Source organism: Arthrobacter sp. 9V, assembly GCF_902506065.1.
In the GTDB taxonomy this organism is placed as follows: domain Bacteria; phylum Actinomycetota; class Actinomycetes; order Actinomycetales; family Micrococcaceae; genus Arthrobacter.
The window spans coordinates 1,584,539-1,609,455 of record NZ_LR732912.1 but is presented as its reverse complement, the minus strand read 5'-3'; the positions used below and the strand labels follow the sequence as shown (position 1 = coordinate 1,609,455).

Sequence of the window (24,917 nt, the reverse complement as noted above, 5' to 3'; positions counted from 1 at the left end):
GATGCCGGTTTGAACGGCTGCGTCGCGGCGTCGCTGGCATTTGGTGCTGGTGCTGGAGGGGCATTGCACGTGCAAATCCACTGAGTATCATGCCAGCCGAGTCTGGACAGTTGCTGAATCCCGTCTCCGAGCTTATCCGCCCGCGAGCCTAAGCACCCAGAGCGATGGCTGCGATGGCCGTGGCCCCAAGTCCCACTACAGCCAACGTGCTAACCATGATGAGTCCGACCGATGCTGCCTCGCTGCCGGCACGGAGTTGACGTGAGCGAACCCACACAACGGATGCCAGAACGACTGTGGCTGCGGCTGCCATGACAGCGCAAATCCCCTGGTAATCCAGTCCGGGAAGACTGGCCACGAGGTTGCCGGTGGAGGGTTCGGACGTCAGCCAGCTACGCCAGATGAACAAATCCACCACTACCAGGGAAATCAGCGTCCGGCGCCAGGCCAACGTAGTGCGCTCGGGCTGCAACCCGGGATCGCGGGCTTCCATCTTTATCGCGCCACCAGTATCAGCACCGCAAAGGCGAACGCCGCGACAGCAACCACAATGGTCATGAACAGCATGACCCTGGAGAACGGGAGCGCCTGATCGTTGCGCATCGCCGCTTCCATCTGCCCCCAGCGGCGGTAAGACAGGACCGCAAGCCCGGCCCCTACCAAGGCAAGCAGCACACAGAGGACCAGGCGAACGGGTGTAGGTGCGATGTTCGGAGCCAGCTGGTCAACGGCGACCGCGCCGGCGAGCAAGGCCAAGGAAGTACGGATCCAGGCAAGGAAGGTACGTTCGTTCGCAAGAGAAAACCTGTAATCGGGGGTCTTGCCTGTCCGTCGCCAAGCAGGTTCACGCAAAGAATTTCTCCAAGTTTTGTCAGTGCCGGGCAGCTTCCCCACCATATCAGCGGAGGTGGGCAGACACGGTAAGTTACTGGCATGAGTGTTGATCCTAAGTCCCCAGCCGTTCCTTCGTTCGAGTCCCGCGTTCACGGATCGCTTTTGGGCGGAGCGTTGGGTGATTCCCTCGGGTATGCAGTGGAGTTCGAGTCCATTGCCGCAGTTCGCGCCCGCTACGGTTCCGCGGGCCTGACATCCTTCGGTCAGCTCGAAGGTGGCAGCCACTTTTCGGACGACACGCAAATGACGCTGTACACCGTTGACGGCTTGGTGGAGGCCCTCGAGTGGGCCAATGATGGCGTTGCGGCCGACGAGATTGCCTGCCTGTGGCTGGCCTATCTGCGTTGGCTCGCCACCCAGGACGTAGCTGTTGCTTCCTCGGCTCCCGTGCCGCAGCCTCGCTGGATCGATGCCCAAGAGGTCCTGCGTCACCGCCGGGCCCCCGGAAACGCCTGCCTCAGCGGATTGGCAACGGGCGAGATGGGAACAGTTGCACGTCCGGTCAATGCCGATTCCAAAGGTTGCGGCACAGTGATGCGTTCGGCCCCGTTTGGGCTCATCCCCCACATTTCACGCGAAGCGGTGTACAAGCTCAGCTCGGATGCTGCTTCGCTGACACACGGACACCCTTCTGCACGGCTCAGCGCGGCAGCGTTCAGCTTGCTGATCCACAACATCGTGGCTGGAAGCGACCTCCGTACCGCCGCCGTCGACGCCCTCAGCTATGTCAACGCCGTCCCCACCAAAGCACCCGAACTGTCGGAACGCCTGGAGGCCGCCCTTCAGCTTTCACTGCAGCCCACCCTCTTGAACCCGGAAGAACTGACCACAGCCCTTGGCGAGGGCTGGGTTGCCGAGGAGGCGCTCGCCGTGGGGCTTTACGCTGCGCTGGCTACCAGCGGCAGCACGCCGGCTGAGCATTTCCGCAATGCAATAACAGTGGCCATCAATCACAGTGGCGACAGCGACTCCACCGGGTCCATTGCCGGAAACATCATGGGAGCTTACTACGGTGAGGACTGCCTGCCGGCCGACTGGCTGGAGGCCTTGGAGGCACCGGAAGTCATACGCGGGATGGCTGACAAACTGCTTGCCGTCACCACCGGCTAGTCAGGAGCTACGTCCGGCTGAACGCTGCCAGCGAAGCTGGACGGTTGCGCAGTACGACCGGATGGCCTTGCGGCCGGAGGTTACGCCCCGCCCACCATTTGCAGAAACTCACCCTCGGACACAACTTCGATTTGTTGGCCCTTGGCGTGGAGCTCCAGGACCCGCTTTGCTTTGCCTGTGAGTCTGCCGGCGCGGAGGTCGCCTGCCACGAAGCCATCACCAACAATCAGCACAGTGGTCCGCGCAGTGACCCGGCTTTCCGGACGTGCGCCCATGTCCGCGGCCCGCGACTTGGCCTCCGGCCGGGTGATGGCCAGGTCACCGGTGAACACCACCGTCTGGCCGAAGAGCGGGTGTCCGGGTTCCGCGGACGGGTTCGGCAACGGGTTTGGCCCCTCCTCCGGCCAGGTCTGGAAGCCACCCGTGATGTCCAAGGCACGTTCAAGTGTGCGTTCCGCCGCGCTTCCCGTCCTGGCCGCGAGCGCGGATACGGTGGCTTTGGAGAGCCCAAGCGCGGGATCAAAGGCGGGCTGCTTCGGAAGGTTCAAGCCAAGGGAAAGGTAGAGCTCGGCGATGCTGTTTGCATTGTTCCGCTTGGCGATGTCCACCAGAATGCCGGCGCAGGCGCGGGCGTCTTCGGCGGCGTCGTGATGGTTGACCAGGGGAACCCCGGCTTCCTCTGCGGCATAAGGAAGGGAATTCGAGACCAGTGAATAGCAGCGACGCGAAAGCATCACGGTGCACACGTAGTCGTAAGCCGGCCCGGCCAGGCCCGAGACTTCCAGTCCTGAGCGAATAACGCCGAGGTCGAAGGCAGCGTTGTGGGCGGCGAGTACGTCGTCCCCAATGAAAGCGCCGATTTCCGGGAAAAGCTCCCCGAACCTGGGGCGGCCTGCCACGTCTTCGGCGCGGATGCCGTGGATGCGGGTGTTGTGGAACTCAAAGTGATCGTGATTTTCCGGCGGACGCATGAGCCAGGAGGCTTCCTCCACAACAACGCCGCCGCGGACTTTGCTGAGGCCCACCGAACACGGCGAGCCCCGGAAGCCGTTGGCTGTTTCAAAGTCGATCGCCGTAAAGTCCAATGCCACTGGACAAGATTACAGCCGGAAAAGACCGCCCCTGCCGATTTCTGCGGCGGGGCGGCCCTTCGGGCCCTCATTGTGGTCAAGGTGACATTCCGGTGACGCACGTACGGCTGCGTCCAGTTGTGGAGGCAGACCAGGAACCAAGTATTGGTCCCGAAAAACCCGACGACGGCCGTCAAGTAGGCTTGATGGGTGATCTTTTCTGCGATAAGCGACCTTGCCGTATCCACAATCGGGGGCGCGGGCCCGGTTTCGCCGCCTACGGCTTCGTTCCTGCCGGACTGGCTGAACCCCCAGATCTTCCTCGCCGATCCTGCCTTGGCGCCATGGGTGGTGCTCTTGGTGTGCGGCATCGTATTCGCCGAGACGGGCCTTTTGGTGGGCTTCTTCCTGCCTGGAGACTCCATGCTGTTCACAGCCGGTCTCCTGGTAGCCACGGATACCATCAAGTTCAACATCTGGGCCTTGGCGGCTCTCATCATCGTCTCGGCCATCCTCGGCAACCAGACCGGCTATCTCATCGGTTCCAAAGCCGGGCCTGCAATCTTCAACCGTCCGGACTCCAGGCTTTTCAAGAAGGAGAATGTGGAGAGCGCGCATGCGTTCTTTGAAAAGCACGGCGGAAAAGCGCTGATCCTGGCTCGCTTCGTGCCCATCATCCGCACCTTCGTGCCCGTGATCGTGGGTGTTGCCCAGATGGACAAGCGCAAGTTCTTCCTCTTCAACGTCATTGGCGCCGTCCTCTGGGGCGGCGGCGTCACCCTGCTGGGCTACCTTCTTGGTGATCGTGTTCCGTGGGTCAGCCACAACCTGGACATCATCTTCATCGTCATCGTCCTGCTCTCGGTCATCCCCGTCTTCATTGAAGTCGGACGCGGGTACATGGCCAAACGAAAGGCCGCAGCCGAAGGCACCGACCCTGTGGAGGAGTTCATCGAAGAACACGAGGGCAACGAGCACTGACGCTCCGCTGAACCTCCAAGAACAAGAGGCACCCCGCGCTGGCGGGGTGCCTTTTTTGGTCCAACAGACGCTCCTGGAAAAAGCTAGTTGGCGTTCGGCTCAGACAAGGGCTCAGACAAGGCAGAGACAATGGCGGGCAGCAAAGCACGGAACGCCTGCCCGCGATGGCTGATGGCGTTCTTTTCCTCAGAGCTGAGCTCGGCGCAGCTGCGGTCCATTCCTTGCGGTTGCAGCACGGGGTCGTATCCGAAGCCACCTTCGCCACGGGGCTCGCGCAGGAGGGTCCCCTCCAGCTGGCCGTACTCCACGGTCTCGCGGGCAATGCCGTCAGGACCCGGGACCGCCAGAGCAGCCGCACAAACAAAGGCAGCCCCCCGGAAGGGATCCGGGACGTCAGAGAGCTGTGCCAGCAACAGGTTCAGGTTGGCGACGTCATCACCGTGAGAACCGGACCATCGCGCCGAGAAGATGCCCGGCGCCCCGCCCAGGACGTCAACGGCAAGGCCGGAATCATCGGCGATGGCTATCAGTCCTGTGGCTTCTGCTACTGCGCGGGCTTTGAGAAGTGAGTTCTCAGCAAAGGTCACACCGGTCTCGGCGACATCCGGGGCACCCGCCGCAGCAGCGTCCACTACCTGGGTGTCGACGTCGAGCCCTGGAACCTGGCCACGGAGTAATTCGCGGAGTTCCTTCAGCTTGCCCTTGTTGTGTGTTGCCAGGACGAGGCGCGGGACCCCTGAGGCGGGAGTGCCGCTCACGGAGCTTCCGCCAGTGTCTCTCGTTGGATAGCGGACAACTGGGTGGTCCCCAGGAGGGCGAGATCCAGCAGGGCATTGAGCTCGTCGCGATCAAAGGGAGCACCTTCGGCCGTGCCCTGAACTTCTACGAACTTGCCCGAACCGGTTACCACAACGTTCATGTCCGTCTCCGCACGAACGTCTTCGACGTATGGGAGGTCCAGCATGGGGACGCCATCGATGATCCCCACAGAGACGGCCGCAATGGTATCCACCAGAGGCTGCGCGTTACGGGCAATGAGTTTGTTCTCACGGGCAAAACGGATGGCTTCGGCAAGCGCCACATAGGCGCCGGTGATCGCGGCAGTACGAGTGCCGCCGTCGGCCTGCAGAACGTCGCAGTCCAAAACTATGGTGTTTTCGCCCAAGGCCTTGGTGTCGATGATGGAGCGCAGGGAGCGGCCGATGAGACGCGAGATCTCGTGGGTGCGGCCGCCGATCTTGCCCTTGACGGACTCACGGTCCGAACGGGTGTTGGTGGCGCGCGGAAGCATGGCGTACTCGGCCGTGACCCAACCACGGCCTTCACCCTTGAGCCAGCGGGGCACGCCCTCAGTCAATGAAGCCGTGCACAGAACCCGGGTGTTGCCGAACTCAATCAGCGCCGAACCCTCGGCTTGCTTGGACCAGCCGCGGGTGATGCTGATAGGGCGCAGCTGGTCCGGGGTCCGGCCGTCGGCGCGGATAACGGGTGTGGCTGTAGCTTCAGAAGTCATGGTTCCAGCTTAGCCAAGCCGGCGGCAGCATTCCGACGCACGGCAACCAAGACGTCGGCAAACCTGGACGCCTGGGGGACCAGGACGCCGCGAAACTAGATCGTGTAGTGAACTCCGGCGACGGCCACAGCGACGTCACCGGTGAAGACCGGCTTGGCCTCGGACAAGACTTTGGTCTGTGAAGTCCACACTGGGATATGCGTGAGGAGGAGTCGCTTGGCGCCGGCATTCATGGCAGCCTCGCCGGCGCGCTTGCCGGTGAGGTGAACATCCTTGATACCGTCATCCCGGCCTTCCTCGAACGCAGCCTCGCACAGGAACAGGTCCGAGCCCCTCGCGGCGTCTTCAAGACCCTGGCAGGAATCGGTATCCCCCGAATACGTGAGGACCTTGGTAACGTGAACGCCGTCCTTGCCCGGCTCCGTGGCGGTGACACGCAAGGCATAGGCCTCTTCGACAGGATGGTTCACGGCGAAGGGGGTCACTGTGAAAGGACCTACTGATACCGGTTTGAGTTCGGTCCAGTTGGTGAAGTCGAATTCCTCGTGCATGCCGGGATCGAGGTCCAACCCATATGCCGTGGCCATTCTGTCCGCGGTAGCTGCAGGACCCCAAACCGGAAGTCGATCCCTGCCCCATCCGCCGGGCTTCCAGCGGACCGCGACGTGCAGGCCGCAAAGGTCCATGCAGTGATCGGGGTGCAGGTGCGTGAGGAAGATCGCGTCGATGTCTTCCAGATCCGTGTACCGCTGGATGGCGCCCAAGGCGCCGCTGCCCAGGTCCATCACGATTTTCCACTCACGCTCACCGTCGTGGGCGGTCACCAGGTAGCACGACGCCGGCGAACCGGGACCGGGGAAGGAGCCTGTGCAGCCCACGATGGTCAGCTTCACAGGCCACGTCCCATGGTTGTGCTGCGGCTCAAGGTGTTTTCCGGCTCAACGAAGGACGAACGGCGGGACAGACCGGCGCCGGACCTTGCCGCTTCCAGCATTTCGGGTGTGATACGAGCCAGGCTGCCTGTGGGGTACTGGGCCGCGACGTGGTCCACGTGCTTCACGGAAAGAACCTCAGGACCCAGGAAGCGGCGGGCCAGGGTCTCAAACTGGGTGGCATCACCGGTAGCTATGAATTCGTGGCTGGGTGCCCGCGTTTCCGTCCGCTGGATGCCGTGATTGGCCAAGGCCCGGTAGACATCCTTGGCAGTCTCCTCGGCACTGGAAACCAGTGTGACGTCCTCGCCCATGACGAACGAAATGACACCGGTCAGCAGCGGGTAGTGCGTGCAGCCCAGGACAACCGTGTCCACTCCGGCCACTTTGAGCGGCTCAAGGTACTCATTGGCAGCCGCCAGAAGATCAGGTCCGGTGGTAATTCCGGCTTCCACAAATTCCACGAACGCCGGACAGGCCACGGAAGTAATGGTCAGGTCCGGGGCGGCAGCAAAAGTGTCCTCATAAGCTCTGGACCCTACTGTGGCAGAGGTTCCGATCACACCGATCTTGCCCGAACGGGTAGCCGAGACTGCGCGCCGGACTGCCGGCTGGATGACCTCAATAACCGGGATGCCATAACGGGCCGTGTAGCGCTCCCTCGCATCGCGGAGCACCGCGGCGGAGGCGGAGTTGCACGCAATGGTCAGCAACTTCACGCCGGAATCCACCAGTTCATCCATGACGCCCAGCGCGTTGGCACGAACCTCGGCAATGGGCAACGGGCCGTAAGGGCCGTTTGCAGTATCGCCGACGTACAGGATTGATTCATTCGGAAGCTGGTCGATGATGGATCGCGCCACCGTCAACCCGCCCACGCCTGAGTCAAAAATGCCGATTGGACGTGTCCCTATGAGTTGCCCGTTGCCGATGGGGGCTTCACTGCCCAATGCGTTGATTGGCGAACCCGAGTCTGAAGTCATAATTATTCGAGAATAAGGCTTCCCGGGGTGTGCGGCCATTAACTGTGCTCTCCGCCTCGTGTCTGATGTGTCACAGGGCAGCCGGATCTGTTTCCGGGCAGGAGCGGCAAGCCGCTGTCGCGCTCAGGATTTCGCCTGCCTTGCGGCCATCATCGCCTGCACCAAAGACTCCTGGAGCCACGTAGTGAAGTTGTAAACAAGGGCCAGGTAACTTTCCACGTCTTCGGCTTGGCTCCAGTCCTGCATGCTGTGAATGTGCTCAGCATCGGCCTCATCGCGAATATCCAGGCGTTCGGCCAGAACGAGCCGGACATCGTTCAGCGCCATTGACCATCGGGTAGCATCCTCGGGCGTCAAAACAAGCTCGTTCTTGTCCAAGCCCAGAGCGGCCGCCCTCAAGGCCCCGATTTTGCTTTCCCGGACAGAGCGCTCGGTGAGCTGGCGGAACTCCAGCGAACCGCCGTCGTCGTCCTTCATGACGTTCGGCAACAAACGCAGCAAGGCACGGTCGCTGGGCTGCTTGACGTCCATATCCAGGCCGATCAACGCAGCCAGAGGGTCTTCGTTCTCCCGGACGTCTGACTCCAGCATGGAGATGACGTCGTCCAGCAAGCCGCGCAGGAGGTCGCGCTCGGCGGGTTCGAGGTATCCGCTGATGCCCTTGAGACCGTACTTGAATGCCTTAGCCACGCTGGCGGCCGCCCTTTCCGGGTGTTTCGTTGCCGCTCGCGGCCTTTTCAACCGTGGCCCACAGACCAAAGCCGTGCATGGCTACGGCATGCTGCTCCACTTGTTCCTTGCTGCCGTGGGCAACAATGGACCGGCCCTTCTTGTGGACCTCCATCATGAGCTTGTGGGCCTTGGACTCGGAATAGCCGAAGTAACTCTGAAACACGTAGCTTACGTAACTCATCAGATTCACGGGATCATTCCAGATCACAAGGTTCCACGGGATATCAGGGGCTGTCAGGACATCGGTGGACGACTGCTCTGCAGCTTTCGTCCGCTCATCAATGTCCGTGCCGTACGCAACGCTAGGGCTCATCTGTCCATTCTATGGCGGCTCGCACTAGAGTGAATCCGTGAGTAGAGCTACGTCGTGGGACCACCCCGCAACTTCCTTGTACACAGACCACTACGAGCTGACCATGCTTCAGGCAGCCTTGCACTCGGGCGCCGCGCACCGCCGCTCGGTGTTCGAAGCATTTGCCCGACGGTTGCCGGACGGCCGCCGCTACGGCGTGGTAGGCGGCACGGGACGCCTCTTGGAGGGCATAGCGGACTTCCGGTTTGGTGAAGACGAGCTCGCATTCCTGGAACAAAACAAGGTGGTCAACCAGGAAACCCTGGACTACCTGGCGGACTACAAATTCAGCGGCGACATCTGGGGTTACGCCGAAGGCGACGCCTACTTTCCCAACTCCCCCATCCTTATTGTCGAATCCACGTTCGCCGAAGCGTGCATCCTTGAAACCTTCATCCTCTCGGTCCTCAACCACGACAGCGCCATTGCTTCGGCCGCATCAAGGATGACGTCGGCAGCCGGCACCCGCCCCTGCATCGAGATGGGCTCCCGGCGCACCCAGGAGGAATCGGCGACGGCGGCAGCCCGCGCCGCCGTGATTGCCGGCTTCGCCAGCACCTCCAACCTCGAAGCCGGACGGCGCTACGGCATTAGGACCGTGGGCACAGCCGCGCACTCCTTTACCCTGCTCCATGACACCGAGCGTGAGGCTTTTGAGGCACAGATCGCGGCGTTCGGCCCCGGTACGTCACTGTTGGTGGACACCTACGACGTCGAGACGGCGGTGCGCACCGCCGTCGAGCTGGCCGGTGACAAACTGGGCGCTGTCCGGCTGGACTCCGGCGACCTCATTGCCCAGGCGCAGTGGGTTCGGCAGATGCTTGATGACCTCGGCAACGTCAACACCCGCATTGTGGTCACCTCGGACCTGGATGAATTCGCCATCGCGGCGCTGCAGTCGGCTCCGGTGGACTCCTACGGCGTTGGTACCTCGCTGGTCACAGGGTCCGGCGCTCCCACGGCCAGCATGGTCTACAAACTTGTCAGCCGCACCAACGACGCCGGTGAGTTCATTTCGGTTGCGAAGGCCGCCAAGAACAAGGCAAGCATGGGCGGACGCAAATACGCTCTCCGGAAGCTCAATGAACGCGGCCGGGCCACCCAGGAAGTCGTTGGGATCGGCCACCGCCCGGAGGACGACGGCAACGACCGCGAGCTGCTCCACCAGTTCGTCAAGAACGGCGAGGTGCTACCCGGATGGACCGGACCGGAGGGGGTCATCCGGGCCAGGGAACGGCACGCAGCAACCATGGCCGAGCTGCCCGCAGTAGTGAACCGCCTCCAGCGGGGCGAGGCTGCCATCCCCACCGTCTACGAGGAGAACTGATGTCCAGGGCCCTGATCATCGTCGATGTCCAGAATGACTTCTGCGAAGGCGGAACGCTTGCCGTTGCTGGTGGTGCCGCCGTGGCAAATGCCATCACGGAGTATGTGGATGCCAACCAGCAACACTTCGATCACATCGTGGCCACCCAGGATTGGCACATCGAGCCCGGCGAGCACTTCTCAGAGGCCCCGGACATGGTGGACTCCTGGCCCCCGCACTGCAGGGCCGGAAGCAAAGGTGCCGAACTCCACGAGGACCTGGATCCCGAATACATCCACGCGTACTTCCGGAAAGGGCAATACACCGCGGCCTACTCAGGTTTTGAGGGAGTGTTGGCTCCTGAAGACGACGTCCCCACCGGCGACCTCAAAGCCGGAGCGGCCACAGTGGAGGTCCTCGACGAAGACGCGATCGGTCTCGATGACTGGCTGCAAAGCCACGACGTCGAGGAAGTGGTAGTGGTGGGACTGGCAACGGATTACTGCGTGAAGGCAACAGCATTGGATGCTGTCCAGGCCGGATACACCACCACGGTGATTGCCGGGCTCACCGCTGGAATCGCCGAAGACCTCAGCGATGCCTACGACGAAATGGAAGCCGCCGGCGTCGAGGTCGAACGCGACTGAATCTCCCTGATACCGCTGGAAACACAGCAAGGGCGCCGCAACTGCGGCGCCCTTGCTGTGTTTTGCGCTGATGCTGGATCCAGCTATTTCCTGCCGATGAACCAATCCTGAAGTTTGCGCAGGCGCGCCTGCAACTGCTCCTCGTTAGCCTGTGCCACAGCGGGACCGCCGCACACTTCGCGCAGCTTGGTGTGAACCACGCCGTGCGGTGTTCCCGTGCGGGCTGACCACGCCGCCACGTTCTTGGCCAGCTCGTTGCGCAAATCCATCAGCATGCGGTGGTCAGGCACCGCAGGGGAAGCCGCAGCTGCCAAAGGCGACTGGCGCTTCTTTCGCGATTGCTGTTCGTGCTGACGCTGACGCAACAGCGTGCCTACTTGTTCGGCGTCCAGCAGCCCTGGAATTCCAAGAAAGTCCAGCTCTTCATCAGAACCGATGTCTGCCCCGGTGCCGAACTCGCCGCCGTCGAAAAGAACGCGGTCGAAGGAGGCTTGGGAATCCAAAGCTTCGAACTTGCCCTTGGTGAGCTCGTCCGAGGCCTTGTCTTCACGGTTAGCCTCCGCCATGAGGTTCTCTTCAGGATTGAAGAGGCCGTCTTCGTCCTTCTCCGGGCGGTCCAGGGCGTGATCACGCTCTGCCTCCATGGTGTTGGCGAGAATCATGAGCGGGGGTACAGATGGCAGGAATACCGACGCCGTCTCACCCCTTTTGCGGGCACGCACAAAGCGCCCCACAGCTTGGGCGAAGAAGAGTGGAGTTGAAGTTGAGGTTGCGTAGACGCCCACCGACAACCGTGGAACGTCCACGCCTTCGGACACCATGCGGACAGCCACCATCCAGCGCTGGTCCCCTGCGGAGAACTCCTCGATCTTGCTCGAAGCCTTGGAGTCATCGGAAAGGATTACCGTGGGCGACTGGCCCGTGATTTTCTTCAGTTGACCGGCATAGGCGCGGGCGTCATCATGATCCGTGGCAATCACCAGGCCGCCGGCATCCGGCACAGTCCGCCTGACCTCGCCAAGGCGTTTATCCGCAGCAGCAAGGACGGCAGGGATCCATTCGCCGGTAGGGTTCAACGCCGTACGCCACGCCTGCGAAGTGATGTCCTTGGTTACGGCAGCTTCCCCCAAAGACGCCGCCATCTCGTCGCCCGCACTGGTCCGCCAGCGCATCTGGCCCGAATAGGCCATGAACAGAACGGGACGCACCACGTGGTCCCGCAGTGCATTTCCGTAGCCGTAGGTGTAATCAGCTTTGGATCGGCGAATGCCGTCGCGGTCCTCGGCATACTCAACAAAGGGAATCGGCGATGTATCTGACCGGAACGGGGTGCCGGTCAGGGACAAGCGTCGCGCGGCAGGATCGAAGGCCTCGCGCAGGCCGTCTCCCCAGGACAACGCTTCGCCGCCGTGGTGGATTTCGTCCAGGATCACCAAGGTGCGGGCAGCTTCGGTCTTCGCCCGGTGCAGCATGGGCTTGCTTGCTACCTGGGCGTATGTGACTGCGACGCCCACGAAACCGCGGCCGTGTTGGCCATCGGAGTTCTTGAAGTTGGGATCAATGGCTACCCCGACCTTTGCCGCGGCGTCCGCCCACTGCCGTTTCAGGTGGTCAGTAGGGGCAACGATGGTAATCCTGTTGACCACTCCGCTGTCCAGCAAGGTGGTGGCAATGCGCAGTGCAAAAGTGGTCTTACCGGCGCCGGGCGTTGCCACGGCAAGGAAGTCCTTGGGATTGCGGTTCATGTAGAGGTCCAGCGCCTCCTGCTGCCATGCACGGAGCTTGGGCGCCGTACCCCAGGCGGCACGTTCCGGATACGCCGGAGGCAGGGATGGTCCACCAAAAAGTGTTTCTGTCATACCAATTCCCCCGGGGTGATGGTCATTTCCGGTTTTCCGGGCACGCCAAAGCAGACCGTAAACCGGTGATGATCAGATAGGGCCGGTGTTCTTTTCCCACCCACTACTTGGAGTTGCCCGGGCCGCCGTTGTTTCCGCCGTCATTGCCGGGGCGGAGGCCTTCGTAAATCTCCTTGCACTCCGGGCAGACCGGGAACTTCTTGGGATCGCGCCCCGGCGTCCAGACTTTGCCGCACAGGGCAATGACGGGCTCGCCGGTCAGGGCCGACTCCATGATCTTTTCCTTGCGGACGTAGTGCGAAAACCGCTCGCGGTCGCCGGGCTCCACTTCCTGGCGCGTTTCCTCGCGCTCAATGGTGGCAGTGGACGTTCCGGCTCCGGAAAGCTCTCGCATGGGGTCGTTTTCGAATGGATCCGGAGGAAGCGTAGTCATGCCAAACATCTTACCGTCTACAGTCCCTGCCACTCCGGCTTGTTGTCGTAAGTGTGCCGATAATAATCGGCCAGTTTCAGCGATGACGCAGCAGCTTCATCCACCAAAATCGTGGCGTGCGGGTGCATCTGAAGGATGGATGCAGCGCAAATGGCAGCTACCGGTCCCTCGACGAAATCCCTCACGGCTTGGGCTTTCTGGGCGCCCGTTGCGACCAACACCACATGCCGGGCATCCATGATGGTTCCCAGCCCTTGGGTGACCACGTGGTGGGGAACGTCGTCGATGCTGTCGAAGAAGCGGGCGTTGTCCTTCCGCGTCTGCTCGATCAGCGTCTTGATGCGGGTGCGCGATGCCAAGGAAGACCCCGGCTCATTGAAACCGATGTGGCCGTCTGTCCCCACGCCCAGAATCTGGAGATCCACCCCGCCTACGGCCTTGATCGCGTCTTCATAGCCTTGACATGCAGCTTCAAGGTCCTTGGCTGCACCGTCCGGCCCGTGGACGTTCTCCGGCTTGATGTTCACCCGGTTGGTGAACTCGCGCCGGATGACTTCGCGGTAGGACTCGGGATGTCCCGCTTCAAGCCCCACGTATTCATCCAAAGCAAAACCATGCGCCTGGCTGAAGTCCAACCCCCCGGCCTCGTAGCGGCTGGCCAATTCGTCGTAGATGGGCAAGGGCGACGAGCCCGTTGCCAAACCCAGGACCGCATTGGGCTTACGGCGAACCAGCGCTTCGATGGCATCGGCTGCAAGTGCACCGATCTGTTTGGTGCCAGGGAGAATGACAACTTCCATCGTCACGGCCTTTCGTAGTTTTGAGCTATCTGACAAAGACGTTATCCCATGTCCCACCTACAGGGCATGGTTGTTACGCGATTAACGGTTGACGCTGAGTTGGGCGAACATCTCCGGCCCCCGCGCATCCAACCATCTTCCACCCAAGCGGACGCCAACCACGAACAGGATGACCCCCAACACAGGACCAACAATCAGGTTGATCCATCCGGCTTCACTACCTCCGCTGAAGGCCTGGACAGATATCAGGGCAAGCTCGGGAACGAGCAGAAGCGCCAGAACGCCCATGCCAACGGCTTGAACTGCCAGCGTCTGGGCTACATTTCCCGGCGGTTTCTTGAAGGGGCTGTCCCCGGGCAAAGGCACAGCGATGTTGTACCTTGCAGAAATCACCGATGAGAGCCCCAAGCCGGTAAAGAGAGTACCGAGGGACAGGCCCAAGAGATTGGGGAGCCATGCCCACTCCCCGGTGACAAAAAGCGGTCCGACGGTGAACAACAGAACCACCGGAAGGGAAATTGCCAAGCAAGCCAACGCGCGGCCAAGGCGGTCGTCGAGGCCCCGGACACCCGCCGCGAGGTGGAGCGCAAAGGCTGTGTTGTCATACGAGACGTCCGCGCAGATGGACCAAGCCATGACGAAGGCGGTCAACGGCCCAAGAATCATGAGGAGTCCGTAGCTGCCACTCTGGGACCCGCTGAAGAAAAAGAGGACCGGAAACAGCGGAACAATAACCAAGGATGCCGCATACCGTGGATCTTTCATCCAGTAGACCAACGCCCGGGCGGCAACTGCACCTGCCGGTGTTCCGGGAAGAAGCCCGAACAGCCCAAGCTTTCCCCCCTTCTTTGCTGACCCTCCGGAGTACGGTGGCGTCACCAGCGCCCGCTGGAGCAGAACATGCCAGCACAGGAGAAGACCGGCAATGGTCGCCGCGGAAATCAGGAACTTGAGCCCGGCGGCGGCAACGTTGCCGGATTCGAGATCGCCACCCAGAGACCACGCTGCCCCCAATGGGGACCAGGAAACAGCCCGGGCCAGCACGGGCAGGTAATCGGCGCTTCCGCGAACGCCTTCAATAACTCCCATCATGATGGGTCCCAACAGCACCAAGGGGATGAACACAATAATGCTGCTGACGTCCTTGAAGCGCCGCGACGCCGCGAGGCCGGCCGTCGCCGTCGTGACTACCTTGGACAGGACAATGCAGGTAACGGCACCCAGAACGGCGCCCAACAAAGCGCCGGCCACTGCCGGGAAACTGCGCCACCAGGTGCCCACCGTGCCCAGGGCCGTGAGCAGCGTGGCCAGACCGGGGATACCAATGAACCCCGCCAGGGCGAGGCCCGTCAGGAGCTGCCTCGGTGGGATGGCGAACGTGGTGAAACGGGCAGGGTCCAAGGTCATGTCCGCCGCCGAAGCGACGAGCGGAATGATGGCCCACCCCAGGACAGCGGCCGCTCCACCCAATACCACTGCAGTGTGGGCGATCTCAGGATCAGCCCACCGCAGTGCTATGAGGCCTCCAATCAGGAGGACCAGCAATCCCAACGCATAAAGAAGCCCCAAGGCCATGCCTACCAGCTGCCACGGACTGCGCTTGAACCCGTTGAGGAGCAGGCGCCACTTGAGCCTTAGAAGGTGCGCAACCATTCCAAACCCTCCGTCCGGTGTCCGCCGCCCACCAACTGGACGAAGCGTTCCTCCAACGAGGAACCGGCGCGGACCTCGTCCACGGAACCGGCCGCCAAAACACGTCCACCAGCCACCACGGCAACATGGCTGCACATGCGCTGCACAAGATCCATGACATGGCTTGAGACGATGACCGTACCGCCGGAAGCCACGTATCCCTCAAGGATGCCCCTGATATTCGCCGCAGAGACAGGATCAACCGACTCAAAGGGCTCGTCAAGGACAAGCAGGCGCGGAGCATGAATCAGTGCAGAGGCCAAGGCAATCTTCTTGGTCATACCTGCCGAGTAGTCAACAACCAGCGTGCCGGCATCCGCCTGGAGATCAAGGGCAGCCAGCAATTCGGGCACCCGGGAGTTCACCACTTCACGATCCATGCCGCGGAGCAATCCGGAGTAGGTCACCAGCTGTTCACCGGTCAAACGGTCAAACAAGCGCACGCCATCGGGCAGGACGCCCATGAGCTTCTTGGCCTCCAGCGGCCGCGCCCACACGTCCACTCCATGGATCAATGCCGTGCCAAAGTCCGGCCGCAGCAGGCCCGTGGCCATGGACAACGTGGTGGTCTTGCCCGCACCGTTGGGACCCACCATTCCATAGAAGGATCCGGCAGGCACTTCCAGGCTCACGCCGTCGACGGCGATTTTCTCACCGAATCGTTTGGCCAGGCCTCGGATGGACAGGGCAGCCAAAGGCGCTCCACCGGCGGAGTTTGCCGAGGGAACCGTCGAAGCGGCTGCTTGTGGTGGAACTACCTGCGGTGTAGTAGCCGCATGTGGTGAAGCGGATGCTTGTGGTGGAGCTGCGGGTGGCGGCTCCGAGATGGGCGTGGGTTCATGGCGTGATTCCGTCATGAACCCAGCCTAACCTTGCCGGGAGAAACCCGCGGAGGTCCTAGAAGCCGTGGCGGGGAACCGCCCGCTGGTACTGCGGAACCCACCTGATGTCATGGCCCAGTTCGTAAGCAGCCCTGAGCCACCAGTGCGGATCACGCAGGGCGGCACGGGCCATGAAAACCGCATCTGCCCTGCCGTTGGCCACAATATCCTCGGCCTGGGTGGGGCTGGTGAGTAAGCCAACCGCACCGGTGAGAACACCGGCGTCGTGCTTCACCTGCTGGGCGAACCCGGCCTGATAGCCGGGCACGGCCCTGATCTGTTGATGCGCAACTGCGCCGCCGCTGGAGACGTCCACCAGGTCAACGCCGCGTTCGGCAGCGGCACGGGCCAGCCGCACTGAGGCCTCCACGTCAACCCCGCCCTCTGCCCAGTCCGATGCGGAGATACGGAGCAGCAGTGGCATTGAGTCGGGAATGACTTCCCTGACAGCATCCACCACCGCCAGCATCAGCCGGTTACGCCCTTCTTCGCTGCCACCCCAGCGGTCCGTCCGCGTGTTGATCAGCGGGCTTTGGAACTGGTGAAGCAGATACCCGTGGGCTCCGTGAATCTCCACGGTGTCGAAACCCACGTCCACCGCGCGCTTGGCAGCGGCGGCAAAGTCTGCCACCACAGCGTGGATATCCTCTTCGCTCATAACCTCCGGGGAAGCATAGCCGTCAAAAGGATCGCTGCCCGGGCCCACGGTGACCCAGCCACCCTCGCTTTCCGGGACAGAGCCGGAGCGATCGGAAAACGGCCAGTACGTGGATGCTTTGCGTCCCGCGTGTGCAAGTTGGACACCGATCTTGGCGTCAACAGCACCATGCCGGTGGATGAAGGCCACTATCCGCTCCCATCCGGCGGTTTGCTCATCAGAGTACAAGCCGGCGTCCAGCGGACTGATCCTGCCTGCGGCGTTAACCGCAGCTGCCTCGGTAAGGATCAACGCGGCACCGCCAGCGGCAAAAGAGCCCAGGTGCATCAAGTGCCAGTCGTGAGGAACGCCCTCGCCGGTCTCCGGGTGGCAACTGTACTGGCACATGGGCGATACCCAGCCACGGTGCGCAACCGTGAGGGAACGCAGCTGAAGCGGCGTGAACAGGGCGGACGGCACTAGAAAAGAACCCTCGCGAGCCCCTGCCGGGCCTTGGCCACCCGCTCGTCCTGAGTACCTACAACCTCGAAAAGCTCAAGGAGGCGTACACGGGCAGTCTCGCGCTCGGGCCCGAAGTTCCTGCCAATGAAGGTGATGATGCGCTTAAAGGCGTCGTCAATGTGGCCGCCGGAAATATCGAGGTCAGCAACAGTCAACTGAGCCTGGACGTTGTCCGGTTCTTTCGCGGCCAGGTCACGGAGACTCTCTGCCTCGGGTGCGGAGAGTTTTTCCAACCTTGCCATCAGTTCAACCTGCGCCAAACCGGCTTTGGCATCGGCATCTGCAGGCTGCTCGAGAAGAGCCTGCTTATAGGCCGCTACTGCCCCGGCGTAGTCGCCGGCCTCAATGGCGTCAATGGCCGCTTGGTGAAGTGGCGGAAGAGGCGCCGGCTCCGCGTCTTCTGCCGCGGCAGCGTCACTGATGCTGCCCGCGACGCCGTTGGCTGCGGCAACCTTCAGGAGTTCCTCTACAAGGTTCCGGATCTGTTCATCATCTGCCGGACCTTGGAAAAGAGGGACGGGCTGTCCCTTGACCACAGCAACTGCTGTGGGAACAGCCTGAACCTGGAAGGCCTGTGCAAGCTGGGGGAAAGTGTCAACATCCGCGGCTGCAAGGACCAAGCGGCCACCGTAGCTTTCCACAACGCGCTCGGCTGCTTCGAGAACGGCAGGTGACTCCGGTGCGTAGCGCGACCAAAGCAGGAAGAGCACGGGGATCTGTGCTGAGAGTTGCACCAGATCCTGGAAATTCGATTCGGTGGCATCTACCCGAAGTGGCGCTTTGCCGGTTTCGCCCCCCGGCGGGGTGGCATCCGCAGATGATCCGCCGTCGGCTGGGGCAGAAGGCGCGGGCGCCGGCGGGGCGGCAGGGCGGCGCAGCGACGAAAGGTCAACGGCACCGCGAAGATTGAGCTGGCTGGCAGCGGCTGGAGTGGGTCGGTATCCGGGCGAACTCATACCGTCCACTCTAGCCGCTGCCCTGCCATGGGTATGCCCTATTTGAAGCTGGCCCCGACCAACCCGCGGGTAGCTGCCACGAGCTTCATGGGATCGGCAGAACCTGCCGGCGGAATGTACACGGCTACTGATTCAGCGAAGTTCAGAACCATGCCCGTGGTGGTTTCCTTCCCACCGGCGAACACTGCGGAATCGTCTTCTAGGATGAGTTTGTCCCCTGCCGCCTTGGGCGTGCCCTCAAAAGCGAAGTCCAGTCGTCCCACAACCACGGCCCCGCCGTCCGCAGTCCTCAGCACCACGGTCTGGTTGGTAACCGGCGTGTGGGTGAACTTGAAGTTGGCGCTGGTTCCGTTCTTTACGGTGTCCGCCTGGTAGGCCAGTGCCCCTGCAATGTACGGAGAGGACTGCCCATCGGCCAGCTTGCTGCGGTTGGGCGACTCCGGATTGGTGAGCATTTCACTCAGTATTTCCAAAGCCTGGTTACCGCTGTAGGCCAATCCTGTGCTGTCACTGGCCGGTACTGGCTCTGTTCCCTTGCGCGGAACCGGGAAGGAAGGGAAGTTGGTGCCAGGCTGGAGCGGCGCGCTACCCCACAGCTTGTAGTTTTCACGCGGCGAAAGCTGCACCAAGGTCAGAACCTGCGGCACAACGTTGCCCTCGCCCTGGGTGAGGGCAAAGACCGTACGCGGCCAGTCACGTTTGGTGCTGATAACGCTGCTTTGAAGCTTGGTAGCCCGGACCGGCATGCGCGGCTCGTACGCAGAAACGGTGGACCGGATCTTGTAATTCTGTGTCCGGATCTGCAGTTCCATCTTGTCGACGCGCGGAGCCAGCTTTGCTGCGTCCTTCGCCGCATCCGCTGCATCCACAGTGCTGGCTACCTGCTCAAGGATGCGCTGCAGCTGGGACTCCAGCATGACCGGCGTTCCGCCCTCGGCTGGAGCTGCGGCGGAGGAAGCCGGCGTGGCCTCGGGGGTCGTGGTGGCCTGGGCAGCGATCGCTGTCCCGGCCACCATGACCGCAGCCAATGTGGCAGCAAGTGCCGTGATCCGGAGGGCCGGCCCTTCTGTTCCGGCAGCTCCGGCACCACGACGGGGGCCTTCCTCACCCGTAGGCGACTTGACCTCAGGGGACTGAACCGTCGTCGACTTGATCTCAGGCGACTGTGTTGTTGAGGACTGGATCGGCAGCGTTGTGGTTTCCCCACCATCGCGCGGGTGATCGTCGTCGTCCTTGCGCCGGTTACGGAGGGCTTTGGCGATGAACGGCAGTGCCGCTCCCACCAGGATGATGATGATGCCCAGAACAATCAGCGGCACCGCCCAGGGGGTGGTGGCGTTGTTCGGGAAGGTCATGGAAATCGACGACGGCGCAGGCTGGGTACCGTCGCCGGCTACCAGCAGGGACCACTCACCTTCAGCGGGAGGGTTCCACGTATAGTCCAGATCGCCACTGGCGTTCTCGGTGCTGACCCACAAATCGGATCCAGCCGGGGACGGCGCCGTGGCCTCTCCGTCTGCGGTGGAAACTTCCAGCGACTTCTGGTCCGAGGAGACGCCCGTCAGCGTGTTGTGGGCCGTCTTGCCAACCCAGGCTTCGACGTCGTCCGGCCGTCCGGTAGCGACGATGAAGTTGCCTTCGCCCTGGATCTTGATCTTCACCGGCCCGTCATGAAGGTCAATCAACTTTTGGTCGATTACGGTCAGCGGGGCAGCTTTGGTATCGCTCGGAACCGACGCCGTCACGGTCTCAGCGGGGGCCCAAAAAGTCAGCTGGCCAATACCGGCCAGCATCGTCAGCAGGCCCAGCAGCACCAGCAAGGCTGCAGTCTTCAAACGCACAGGATCACCTATCATCAGCGGTCGTTGAACTTCAAGGGTAACCGTTTTGTTATCAGAGAGTCAGATCGAGGCGATCTCCCTGACATGCAGAAAAGCCCGCCACCGCGCCGCTCCGGTGCCATTCCGCGCTCCTGATAGTGTGGCGATGATCATGATCTCCGGGCCTCCCAACGCCTAAGTCCACCCTGTACCACCACTGAAAAGGCAGCTAAACCGCGTGAAAGACCACATGGAGCCCCGTCCCTCCGATGAGCCTGGCTCAAGTTCGGTGGATTCCCCTATAGCGGGAAGTGCTGCTTCCGAGGGCAAGGCTACGACGGTTCCTGTCCGCACCGGACGTCTCGCTGCCATCAGCCGCAGGCTTCGGCAGCCCATTCCCGGCGCCCGAAACCGGGTGCGCTTTGAGATGCCACCGGAGGCTGAGTCCGACGAGGGCAGCGAAGGCTTCCATCCGGAGGACGACCATGGCTTCGGCGCCCCTGGCCCGAGAATGTCGTCCCAGCATCCTGTGTATGTGGGATTCATGGGTACCGCCGGCGTCGGTATTGCCCTGGCCGTGTTCTACGTCGCCAGCAACACCACCCAACTCATTTTGTGGATCGTGGCCGCACTGTTCATTGCCCTTGGACTGGATCCCGTGGTGCGCTGGCTTGAAGGCCGTAAGGTCCCCCGGCCCGCCGGGATTCTCATCTCCGTCTCAGCGCTGGTGCTCGCGGTGGCCGGTTTCTTCGCCACACTGATTCCCACCATCGTGGAGCAGGTATCGGAAATCGTCCGCCAAGCCCCGGAATGGATCCGCGGCTTCCTCGATTCCGACTTCTTCCGCAACGCTGACAGCCAATTTGGCGTGCGCGACCGCATCACCACAGAGCTGGACAAATTCGTCAAAGACCCTGAGGCAATGGGCGGCATCTTCGGAGGTGTGGTCGGTTTCGGTTCCACAGTGGCCAACGGCCTGTTCGGATCACTGATCGTTCTGGTCCTGAGCCTGTACTTCCTGGCCGCCCTGCCGTCCATGAAGAAGTGGGCTTACCGCCTGGCCCCCCGGTCCCGCCGTCCGCGTGTTGAGGCACTCTCCGAGGCGATCACGGATTCGGTGGGCAATTACGTGATCGGCCAGGTGTGCGTGGCACTCCTCAACGCAATTTTCGCCTTCATCCTGATGACCATCCTGGGCATCCCGTTCAGCGTCCTGCTTGCCTTCGTTGTTGCCCTGCTGGCATTCATTCCCCTGGTGGGTGGAATGATCGCCGCTGTGGTGGTCATCCTGGTAGCTCTCACCGCCGGCTGGCAGACAGCCGTAATTTATGCGATCGCCTACTTCGCCTACCTCCAGTTCGAGGCATACTTCATCTCGCCGCGCATCATGCAGCGGGCAGTTGCCGTTCCGGGAGCAGTGGCCGTGATCTCGGTCATTGCCGGCGGCAGCCTGCTGGGGGTGCTGGGTGCGCTGATCGCCATTCCCACCGCAGCAGCGATCATGCTGTTGATCAAGGAAGTATTCATCGTCCGGCAAGACCGGCACTAGCTGACTGCTACGGGCCCCGCCCACTCCCGAGGCAGTCCGTGCGCGCCAGCACCTGCCGGAGTGACGTCGTCGACGATTTCATTCAAGACGCGGGCAGCGTACTTCTCGCCCACCCAGAGGTGCTTGGCACCGTCGACGCCGACAACCCGGGCCTGCGGAACCAGGCTGAATCGCCGGGCTGCTTCGGCAGGCTGAAGGTAGTCATCATGCTCAGGGACAAGAACCGTCAGAGGCTTCTCTGACTCCGCCCACTCCTTAAGGTGGACGTCCGTGGCACGGTGTAGGGGCGGGGAAAGCAACACAGCACCCTCGATCAGCGCCGCCACGGGCTCCACCGCCCCGTACATGAGGGCAAGCTCAGTGCCGAAAGACCACCCCACAAGCCACCGGTTGGGTAGCCCGCGTTCCACGGCGAAACGGACAGCTGCCTCGACGTCGTAGCGCTCACCGATTCCTTCCTCGAACCGGCCATCACTGGTACCGCGTGGCGACGCCGTACCGCGTGTATTGAAGCGCAGCACCGCAACGCCCGCCAGCGCAGGCAGCCTGTAGGACGCCTTGCGGTACACGTGCGAATCCATGAATCCACCGTGGGTGGGCAAGGGGTGGAGGGTAATCAGCGTGGCTGTGATCTCTCCCGATTCCGGGAGCGCGAGCTCGCCCAGCAGCACTTTGCCGTCCTCTGTGGTGAATTCCACATTCTCGCGCACGGCGGGCAGGACCGTTGACGCGCGGATTTCCGAGGGCGCGTCCTGCGGGGTGAAAACGAACGAGGCGGGGTCGAAAGTCATGCAACCAAGCCTAAAGGAATCAGCGGTACCGGTACGTCCGGCCCGTCCAGCAGTTGGTGTGCCAGTGCCTGCGTTCGGCCAGCCCTGCCGCTTGTCCGAACAAGTGGCTGTCAGACCACACCACCAGATGCGCGATCCCCGGGACGATCGCAGTGGAACACCCTGGGCAGATGTACTGCTTTTCCGCCTTCTTGGCCGTCATGGTACGCACTATCCAGTCACCATCCGGAGCGCTTTCCCGCCTGGCGATTCCGCCACGTGCCCGCTCCAGGTCAAGCTCCGGCGTCGCTTCTGTCCACTTGCCTCCGGCATTGCCGGAGCGTGCACTGGACGCGTTGCGACGAGGACGGTTGGAGCGGGGCATGGTTCCATTCTGCCCCAGCCACCGTGTTGAAGATGGTGAGACGGTAATGTGGAGCGGGTGCGACTCGTCATAGCCCGTTGTTCTGTTGATTACGTTGGCCGCCTTAAGGCCCATCTCCCCCTCGCTACCCGGCTTCTGCTGGTCAAGGCGGATGGTTCGGTGTTGGTGCACTCCGACGGCGGCTCCTACAAGCCGCTGAACTGGATGAGCCCCCCTGCGACCCTTCGGGTCACTTCACCTGAGGAGACCGAAGTGGAGGAAGGCGTGGTGGAACAGTGGACCGTTCAGTCCGCCAAAACAGATGATCGCCTCATCATCAACATCTACGAGCAACTGCACGACACCTCGCATGAGCTCGGCACCGACCCCGGCCTGATCAAGGACGGCGTCGAAGCAGACCTCCAAAGGCTCCTTGCCGAGCAAATCGAACTCCTGGGGTCCGGCTACTCCCTTATACGCCGCGAGTACTTCACGGCTATCGGACCCGTGGACATCCTGGCCAGGGACGCTGACGGCGCCACTGTTGCCATTGAACTCAAACGCCGTGGAGACATCGACGGCGTGGAACAGCTCACCCGGTACCTCGAATTGCTGAACCGCGACCCCCTGCTGGCGCCGGTGCGGGGAATCTTCGCCGCGCAACAGATCAAACCCCAAGCCAAGGTCCTGGCCAACGACCGCGGGATCGATTGCGTCACGCTGGATTATGACGCCATGCGTGGCGTGGATGACAGCGAGTCACGGCTTTTCTAAGTTCCTGTCTTCGGGAGACTATGCCGCAGGCCACTAGAATCAAAACCATGACTGCTGCATCCCCTTTTCCCTCCTCTTCCGCTCCGAGCCATCAGATCATCAGAGGAACGCTTGTCAGCGACGGCGAGGTGGTGGAAGACGGCCTGGTTGCCGTGGACGGCGACAGGATCGCTTTCGCAGGACCGGCCAGCGACTTCGATCCCCAAGAGTTCGACGGTTTTCAAAGCGCCATCCGCTTGGGCATTCCCAGCGGCAGTTACCTCTTTCCCGGCCTCGTTGACGTGCACTGCCATGGCGGCAATGGCGGAGACTTCCCCGGGGGCGAGGAAGCCTCGGCACGCAAGGCCGTGGATTTTCTCCATCGATCAGGAACCACCACCTTCCTGGCAAGCATGGTCACCGCTCCCCGGGAAGACCTCCTCCGAGGCATTGAGCTCTACGTGAAGCTCGTGGACGAGGGGCTGGTGGCCGGCATTCACCTGGAAGGCCCGTTCCTTTCCCACGCCCGCTGCGGCGCCCAGAACCCTGACTATTTGTTGGAACCTGACCTGGAACTCATGGACGAGCTGGTGGGCGCCGCGGCCGGCAAACTGGCCACCATGACTTATGCCCCGGAGCTTCCCGGGGCGGCTGCATTGGTGGACCTGATGACTTCCCATGGCGTCACGCCTTCGCTGGGTCACACCGATTGCGACGACGCCACAGCCGCAGCGTCGCTGGCTGCAGCCCGCGAGGGACTCGAGTCAGCAGGATTTGACGGCGTCAGCTCGCTGCCCACCGTCACGCACCTCTTCAATGGGATGCCGCCCTTGCACCACCGCGCCCCTGGACCCGTGGCTGCATGCCTGCGCATGGCCCAAGAGGGAAAGGCCGTTGTTGAACTCATTGCCGACGGAACGCACCTGGACCCGAGCACGGTGGCAACGGTCTTCCAACTGGTGGGAGCAGGAAACATCGTTCTGGTCACCGATTCCATGGCCGCCGCAGGATTGTCCGATGGCAGCTACATGCTCGGCCCGTCTCCGGTCACCGTCAGCGAAGGCGTGGCCACACTCGACGCCACCGGATCCATAGCGGGAGGTACCTCCACTCTCCTTGAAGTGGTCAGCAAAACTGTGGCTGCCGGCGTCGGACTTCCGGACGCTATCTGCTCAGCGACCGCGGTCCCGGCCGCAGTCCTGGGACTTTCCGACGAAATAGGTGGGCTCCGCCGGGGACTACGCGCCGACGTTGTTGTAACAAACCAAGATCTGGAACTGACGGGCGTAATGCGCAATGGGCAGTGGCTGTCCTAGCTCCCCGGTTTCAGATTCCTTGGAAAAGGATCCTGATGAATTGGG

26 protein-coding genes are annotated in these 24,917 nt (G+C 62.3%); 7 read left to right on the top strand and 19 right to left on the bottom strand.

Going from position 1 to position 24,917, the window contains the following annotated elements:
- Window positions 1-148 precede the first annotated feature (148 nt).
- Window positions 149-493, bottom strand: coding sequence for a DUF202 domain-containing protein (locus BACI9J_RS07530; protein WP_159733835.1), 345 nt, complete (start codon window positions 491-493; stop codon window positions 149-151).
- A gap of 2 nt (window positions 494-495) precedes the next feature.
- Window positions 496-852 carry a YidH family protein gene (locus BACI9J_RS07525; protein WP_286179515.1) on the bottom strand — a complete coding sequence of 119 codons (357 nt, stop codon included), beginning with the start codon at window positions 850-852 and terminating at the stop codon, window positions 496-498.
- 81 nt (window positions 853-933) lie between these two features.
- On the opposite strand from BACI9J_RS07525, the gene BACI9J_RS07520 reads away from it, so the two are divergent.
- Window positions 934-2,004 carry an ADP-ribosylglycohydrolase family protein gene (locus BACI9J_RS07520; protein WP_159733833.1) on the top strand — a complete coding sequence of 357 codons (1,071 nt, stop codon included), beginning with the start codon at window positions 934-936 and terminating at the stop codon, window positions 2,002-2,004.
- 80 nt (window positions 2,005-2,084) lie between these two features.
- On the opposite strand, the gene BACI9J_RS07515 is transcribed toward BACI9J_RS07520, so the two are convergent.
- Window positions 2,085-3,095 (bottom strand): exonuclease domain-containing protein, encoded by a 1,011-nt coding sequence (locus BACI9J_RS07515; RefSeq protein ID WP_159733832.1) that lies wholly within the window; start codon window positions 3,093-3,095, stop codon window positions 2,085-2,087.
- A 204-nt stretch (window positions 3,096-3,299) separates the two neighbouring features.
- Between BACI9J_RS07515 and BACI9J_RS07510 the strand changes: the two genes are divergently transcribed.
- Window positions 3,300-4,055, top strand: coding sequence for a DedA family protein (locus BACI9J_RS07510; RefSeq protein ID WP_159736395.1), 756 nt, complete (start codon window positions 3,300-3,302; stop codon window positions 4,053-4,055).
- 83 nt (window positions 4,056-4,138) lie between these two features.
- Here BACI9J_RS07510 and rdgB read toward each other — a convergent pair whose 3' ends face one another.
- From rdgB to clpS, 6 genes are all read right to left on the bottom strand, one after another.
- Window positions 4,139-4,813 carry an RdgB/HAM1 family non-canonical purine NTP pyrophosphatase gene (rdgB, locus tag BACI9J_RS07505; protein WP_159733831.1) on the bottom strand — a complete coding sequence of 225 codons (675 nt, stop codon included), beginning with the start codon at window positions 4,811-4,813 and terminating at the stop codon, window positions 4,139-4,141.
- A complete protein-coding gene (gene rph, locus BACI9J_RS07500) occupies window positions 4,810-5,568 on the bottom strand; it encodes a ribonuclease PH (RefSeq protein ID WP_159733830.1) in 759 nt (252 codons plus the stop codon). The genes rdgB and rph overlap by 4 nt, the downstream gene beginning before the upstream one ends.
- Before the next feature lie 95 nt (window positions 5,569-5,663).
- A complete protein-coding gene (locus BACI9J_RS07495; protein ID WP_159733829.1) occupies window positions 5,664-6,461 on the bottom strand; it encodes an MBL fold metallo-hydrolase in 798 nt (265 codons plus the stop codon).
- Window positions 6,458-7,522 carry a glutamate racemase gene (gene murI, locus BACI9J_RS07490; RefSeq protein ID WP_159733828.1) on the bottom strand — a complete coding sequence of 355 codons (1,065 nt, stop codon included), beginning with the start codon at window positions 7,520-7,522 and terminating at the stop codon, window positions 6,458-6,460. The genes BACI9J_RS07495 and murI overlap by 4 nt, the downstream gene beginning before the upstream one ends.
- 84 nt (window positions 7,523-7,606) lie before the next feature.
- Window positions 7,607-8,173, bottom strand: a complete 567-nt coding sequence (locus BACI9J_RS07485) for a DUF2017 domain-containing protein (protein ID WP_159733827.1) — start codon at window positions 8,171-8,173, stop codon at window positions 7,607-7,609.
- Complete coding sequence (gene clpS / locus BACI9J_RS07480; protein WP_011775237.1) at window positions 8,166-8,528, bottom strand: ATP-dependent Clp protease adapter ClpS; 363 nt, start codon at window positions 8,526-8,528, stop codon at window positions 8,166-8,168. Before clpS ends, BACI9J_RS07485 begins: the two co-directional genes overlap by 8 nt.
- A 37-nt stretch (window positions 8,529-8,565) precedes the next feature.
- Between clpS and BACI9J_RS07475 the strand changes: the two genes are divergently transcribed.
- Together BACI9J_RS07475 and BACI9J_RS07470 are read left to right on the top strand one after the other, a co-directional pair.
- A complete protein-coding gene (locus BACI9J_RS07475) occupies window positions 8,566-9,894 on the top strand; it encodes a nicotinate phosphoribosyltransferase (protein WP_159733826.1) in 1,329 nt (442 codons plus the stop codon).
- A complete protein-coding gene (locus BACI9J_RS07470) occupies window positions 9,894-10,520 on the top strand; it encodes an isochorismatase family protein (protein WP_159733825.1) in 627 nt (208 codons plus the stop codon). Before BACI9J_RS07475 ends, BACI9J_RS07470 begins: the two co-directional genes overlap by 1 nt.
- A gap of 83 nt (window positions 10,521-10,603) precedes the next feature.
- Here BACI9J_RS07470 and BACI9J_RS07465 read toward each other — a convergent pair whose 3' ends face one another.
- The 8 genes from BACI9J_RS07465 to BACI9J_RS07430 form a co-directional block, all read right to left on the bottom strand.
- Entirely contained in the window at window positions 10,604-12,379 is a 1,776-nt protein-coding gene (locus BACI9J_RS07465; protein ID WP_159733824.1) for a DEAD/DEAH box helicase, read from the bottom strand.
- 103 nt (window positions 12,380-12,482) lie between these two features.
- On the bottom strand, window positions 12,483-12,821 hold the full coding sequence (locus BACI9J_RS07460; RefSeq protein WP_141282720.1) for a DUF3039 domain-containing protein: 339 nt from the start codon (window positions 12,819-12,821) through the stop codon (window positions 12,483-12,485).
- An 8-nt stretch (window positions 12,822-12,829) separates the two neighbouring features.
- Window positions 12,830-13,612, bottom strand: coding sequence for a glucosamine-6-phosphate deaminase (nagB, locus tag BACI9J_RS07455; RefSeq protein ID WP_159733823.1), 783 nt, complete (start codon window positions 13,610-13,612; stop codon window positions 12,830-12,832).
- 81 nt (window positions 13,613-13,693) lie between these two features.
- Entirely contained in the window at window positions 13,694-15,265 is a 1,572-nt protein-coding gene (locus tag BACI9J_RS07450) for a transporter (RefSeq protein WP_159733822.1), read from the bottom strand.
- Complete coding sequence (locus BACI9J_RS07445) at window positions 15,247-16,161, bottom strand: ABC transporter ATP-binding protein (RefSeq protein ID WP_159733821.1); 915 nt, start codon at window positions 16,159-16,161, stop codon at window positions 15,247-15,249. Before BACI9J_RS07445 ends, BACI9J_RS07450 begins: the two co-directional genes overlap by 19 nt.
- 40 nt (window positions 16,162-16,201) lie before the next feature.
- A complete protein-coding gene (locus tag BACI9J_RS07440) occupies window positions 16,202-17,302 on the bottom strand; it encodes an NADH:flavin oxidoreductase/NADH oxidase (protein WP_159733820.1) in 1,101 nt (366 codons plus the stop codon).
- Complete coding sequence (locus BACI9J_RS07435; RefSeq protein ID WP_159733819.1) at window positions 17,302-18,300, bottom strand: tetratricopeptide repeat protein; 999 nt, start codon at window positions 18,298-18,300, stop codon at window positions 17,302-17,304. The genes BACI9J_RS07440 and BACI9J_RS07435 overlap by 1 nt, the downstream gene beginning before the upstream one ends.
- Window positions 18,301-18,338: 38 nt before the next feature.
- Window positions 18,339-20,156: a hypothetical protein gene (locus BACI9J_RS07430; RefSeq protein WP_159733818.1), complete on the bottom strand. Its 1,818-nt coding sequence runs from the start codon at window positions 20,154-20,156 to the stop codon at window positions 18,339-18,341.
- A 202-nt stretch (window positions 20,157-20,358) separates the two neighbouring features.
- Between BACI9J_RS07430 and BACI9J_RS07425 the strand changes: the two genes are divergently transcribed.
- Window positions 20,359-21,669 carry an AI-2E family transporter gene (locus tag BACI9J_RS07425; protein WP_159733817.1) on the top strand — a complete coding sequence of 437 codons (1,311 nt, stop codon included), beginning with the start codon at window positions 20,359-20,361 and terminating at the stop codon, window positions 21,667-21,669.
- On the opposite strand, the gene BACI9J_RS07420 is transcribed toward BACI9J_RS07425, so the two are convergent.
- Both BACI9J_RS07420 and BACI9J_RS07415 read right to left on the bottom strand, forming a co-directional pair.
- A complete protein-coding gene (locus tag BACI9J_RS07420; protein ID WP_159733816.1) occupies window positions 21,666-22,460 on the bottom strand; it encodes an alpha/beta hydrolase in 795 nt (264 codons plus the stop codon). The genes BACI9J_RS07425 and BACI9J_RS07420 overlap by 4 nt on opposite strands.
- A gap of 19 nt (window positions 22,461-22,479) precedes the next feature.
- On the bottom strand, window positions 22,480-22,824 hold the full coding sequence (locus BACI9J_RS07415; protein ID WP_159733815.1) for an ATP/GTP-binding protein: 345 nt from the start codon (window positions 22,822-22,824) through the stop codon (window positions 22,480-22,482).
- Window positions 22,825-22,881: 57 nt separating this feature from the next.
- Between BACI9J_RS07415 and nucS the strand changes: the two genes are divergently transcribed.
- Together nucS and BACI9J_RS07405 are read left to right on the top strand one after the other, a co-directional pair.
- On the top strand, window positions 22,882-23,577 hold the full coding sequence (gene nucS / locus BACI9J_RS07410; protein WP_017199739.1) for an endonuclease NucS: 696 nt from the start codon (window positions 22,882-22,884) through the stop codon (window positions 23,575-23,577).
- Window positions 23,578-23,624: 47 nt separating this feature from the next.
- Window positions 23,625-24,872 (top strand): N-acetylglucosamine-6-phosphate deacetylase, encoded by a 1,248-nt coding sequence (locus BACI9J_RS07405; protein ID WP_159733814.1) that lies wholly within the window; start codon window positions 23,625-23,627, stop codon window positions 24,870-24,872.
- Window positions 24,873-24,917: the final 45 nt, after the last annotated feature.

What these genes read in the sequence shown, in the direction of transcription:
- BACI9J_RS07530 (WP_159733835.1), bottom strand. Translation starts at nt 493, where the DNA reads ATGGAAGCCCGCGATCCCGGGTTGCAGCCCGAGCGCACTACGTTGGCC.
- BACI9J_RS07520 (WP_159733833.1), top strand. Translation starts at nt 934, where the DNA reads ATGAGTGTTGATCCTAAGTCCCCAGCCGTTCCTTCGTTCGAGTCCCGC.
- rph (WP_159733830.1), bottom strand. Translation starts at nt 5,568, where the DNA reads ATGACTTCTGAAGCTACAGCCACACCCGTTATCCGCGCCGACGGCCGG.
- murI (WP_159733828.1), bottom strand. Translation starts at nt 7,522, where the DNA reads ATGGCCGCACACCCCGGGAAGCCTTATTCTCGAATAATTATGACTTCA.
- clpS (WP_011775237.1), bottom strand. Translation starts at nt 8,528, where the DNA reads ATGAGCCCTAGCGTTGCGTACGGCACGGACATTGATGAGCGGACGAAA.
- BACI9J_RS07470 (WP_159733825.1), top strand. Translation starts at nt 9,894, where the DNA reads ATGTCCAGGGCCCTGATCATCGTCGATGTCCAGAATGACTTCTGCGAA.
- BACI9J_RS07465 (WP_159733824.1), bottom strand. Translation starts at nt 12,379, where the DNA reads ATGACAGAAACACTTTTTGGTGGACCATCCCTGCCTCCGGCGTATCCG.
- BACI9J_RS07460 (WP_141282720.1), bottom strand. Translation starts at nt 12,821, where the DNA reads ATGTTTGGCATGACTACGCTTCCTCCGGATCCATTCGAAAACGACCCC.
- nagB (WP_159733823.1), bottom strand. Translation starts at nt 13,612, where the DNA reads ATGGAAGTTGTCATTCTCCCTGGCACCAAACAGATCGGTGCACTTGCA.
- BACI9J_RS07450 (WP_159733822.1), bottom strand. Translation starts at nt 15,265, where the DNA reads ATGGTTGCGCACCTTCTAAGGCTCAAGTGGCGCCTGCTCCTCAACGGG.
- BACI9J_RS07445 (WP_159733821.1), bottom strand. Translation starts at nt 16,161, where the DNA reads ATGACGGAATCACGCCATGAACCCACGCCCATCTCGGAGCCGCCACCC.
- BACI9J_RS07435 (WP_159733819.1), bottom strand. Translation starts at nt 18,300, where the DNA reads ATGAGTTCGCCCGGATACCGACCCACTCCAGCCGCTGCCAGCCAGCTC.
- BACI9J_RS07430 (WP_159733818.1), bottom strand. Translation starts at nt 20,156, where the DNA reads ATGATAGGTGATCCTGTGCGTTTGAAGACTGCAGCCTTGCTGGTGCTG.
- BACI9J_RS07420 (WP_159733816.1), bottom strand. Translation starts at nt 22,460, where the DNA reads ATGACTTTCGACCCCGCCTCGTTCGTTTTCACCCCGCAGGACGCGCCC.
- BACI9J_RS07415 (WP_159733815.1), bottom strand. Translation starts at nt 22,824, where the DNA reads ATGCCCCGCTCCAACCGTCCTCGTCGCAACGCGTCCAGTGCACGCTCC.
- BACI9J_RS07405 (WP_159733814.1), top strand. Translation starts at nt 23,625, where the DNA reads ATGACTGCTGCATCCCCTTTTCCCTCCTCTTCCGCTCCGAGCCATCAG.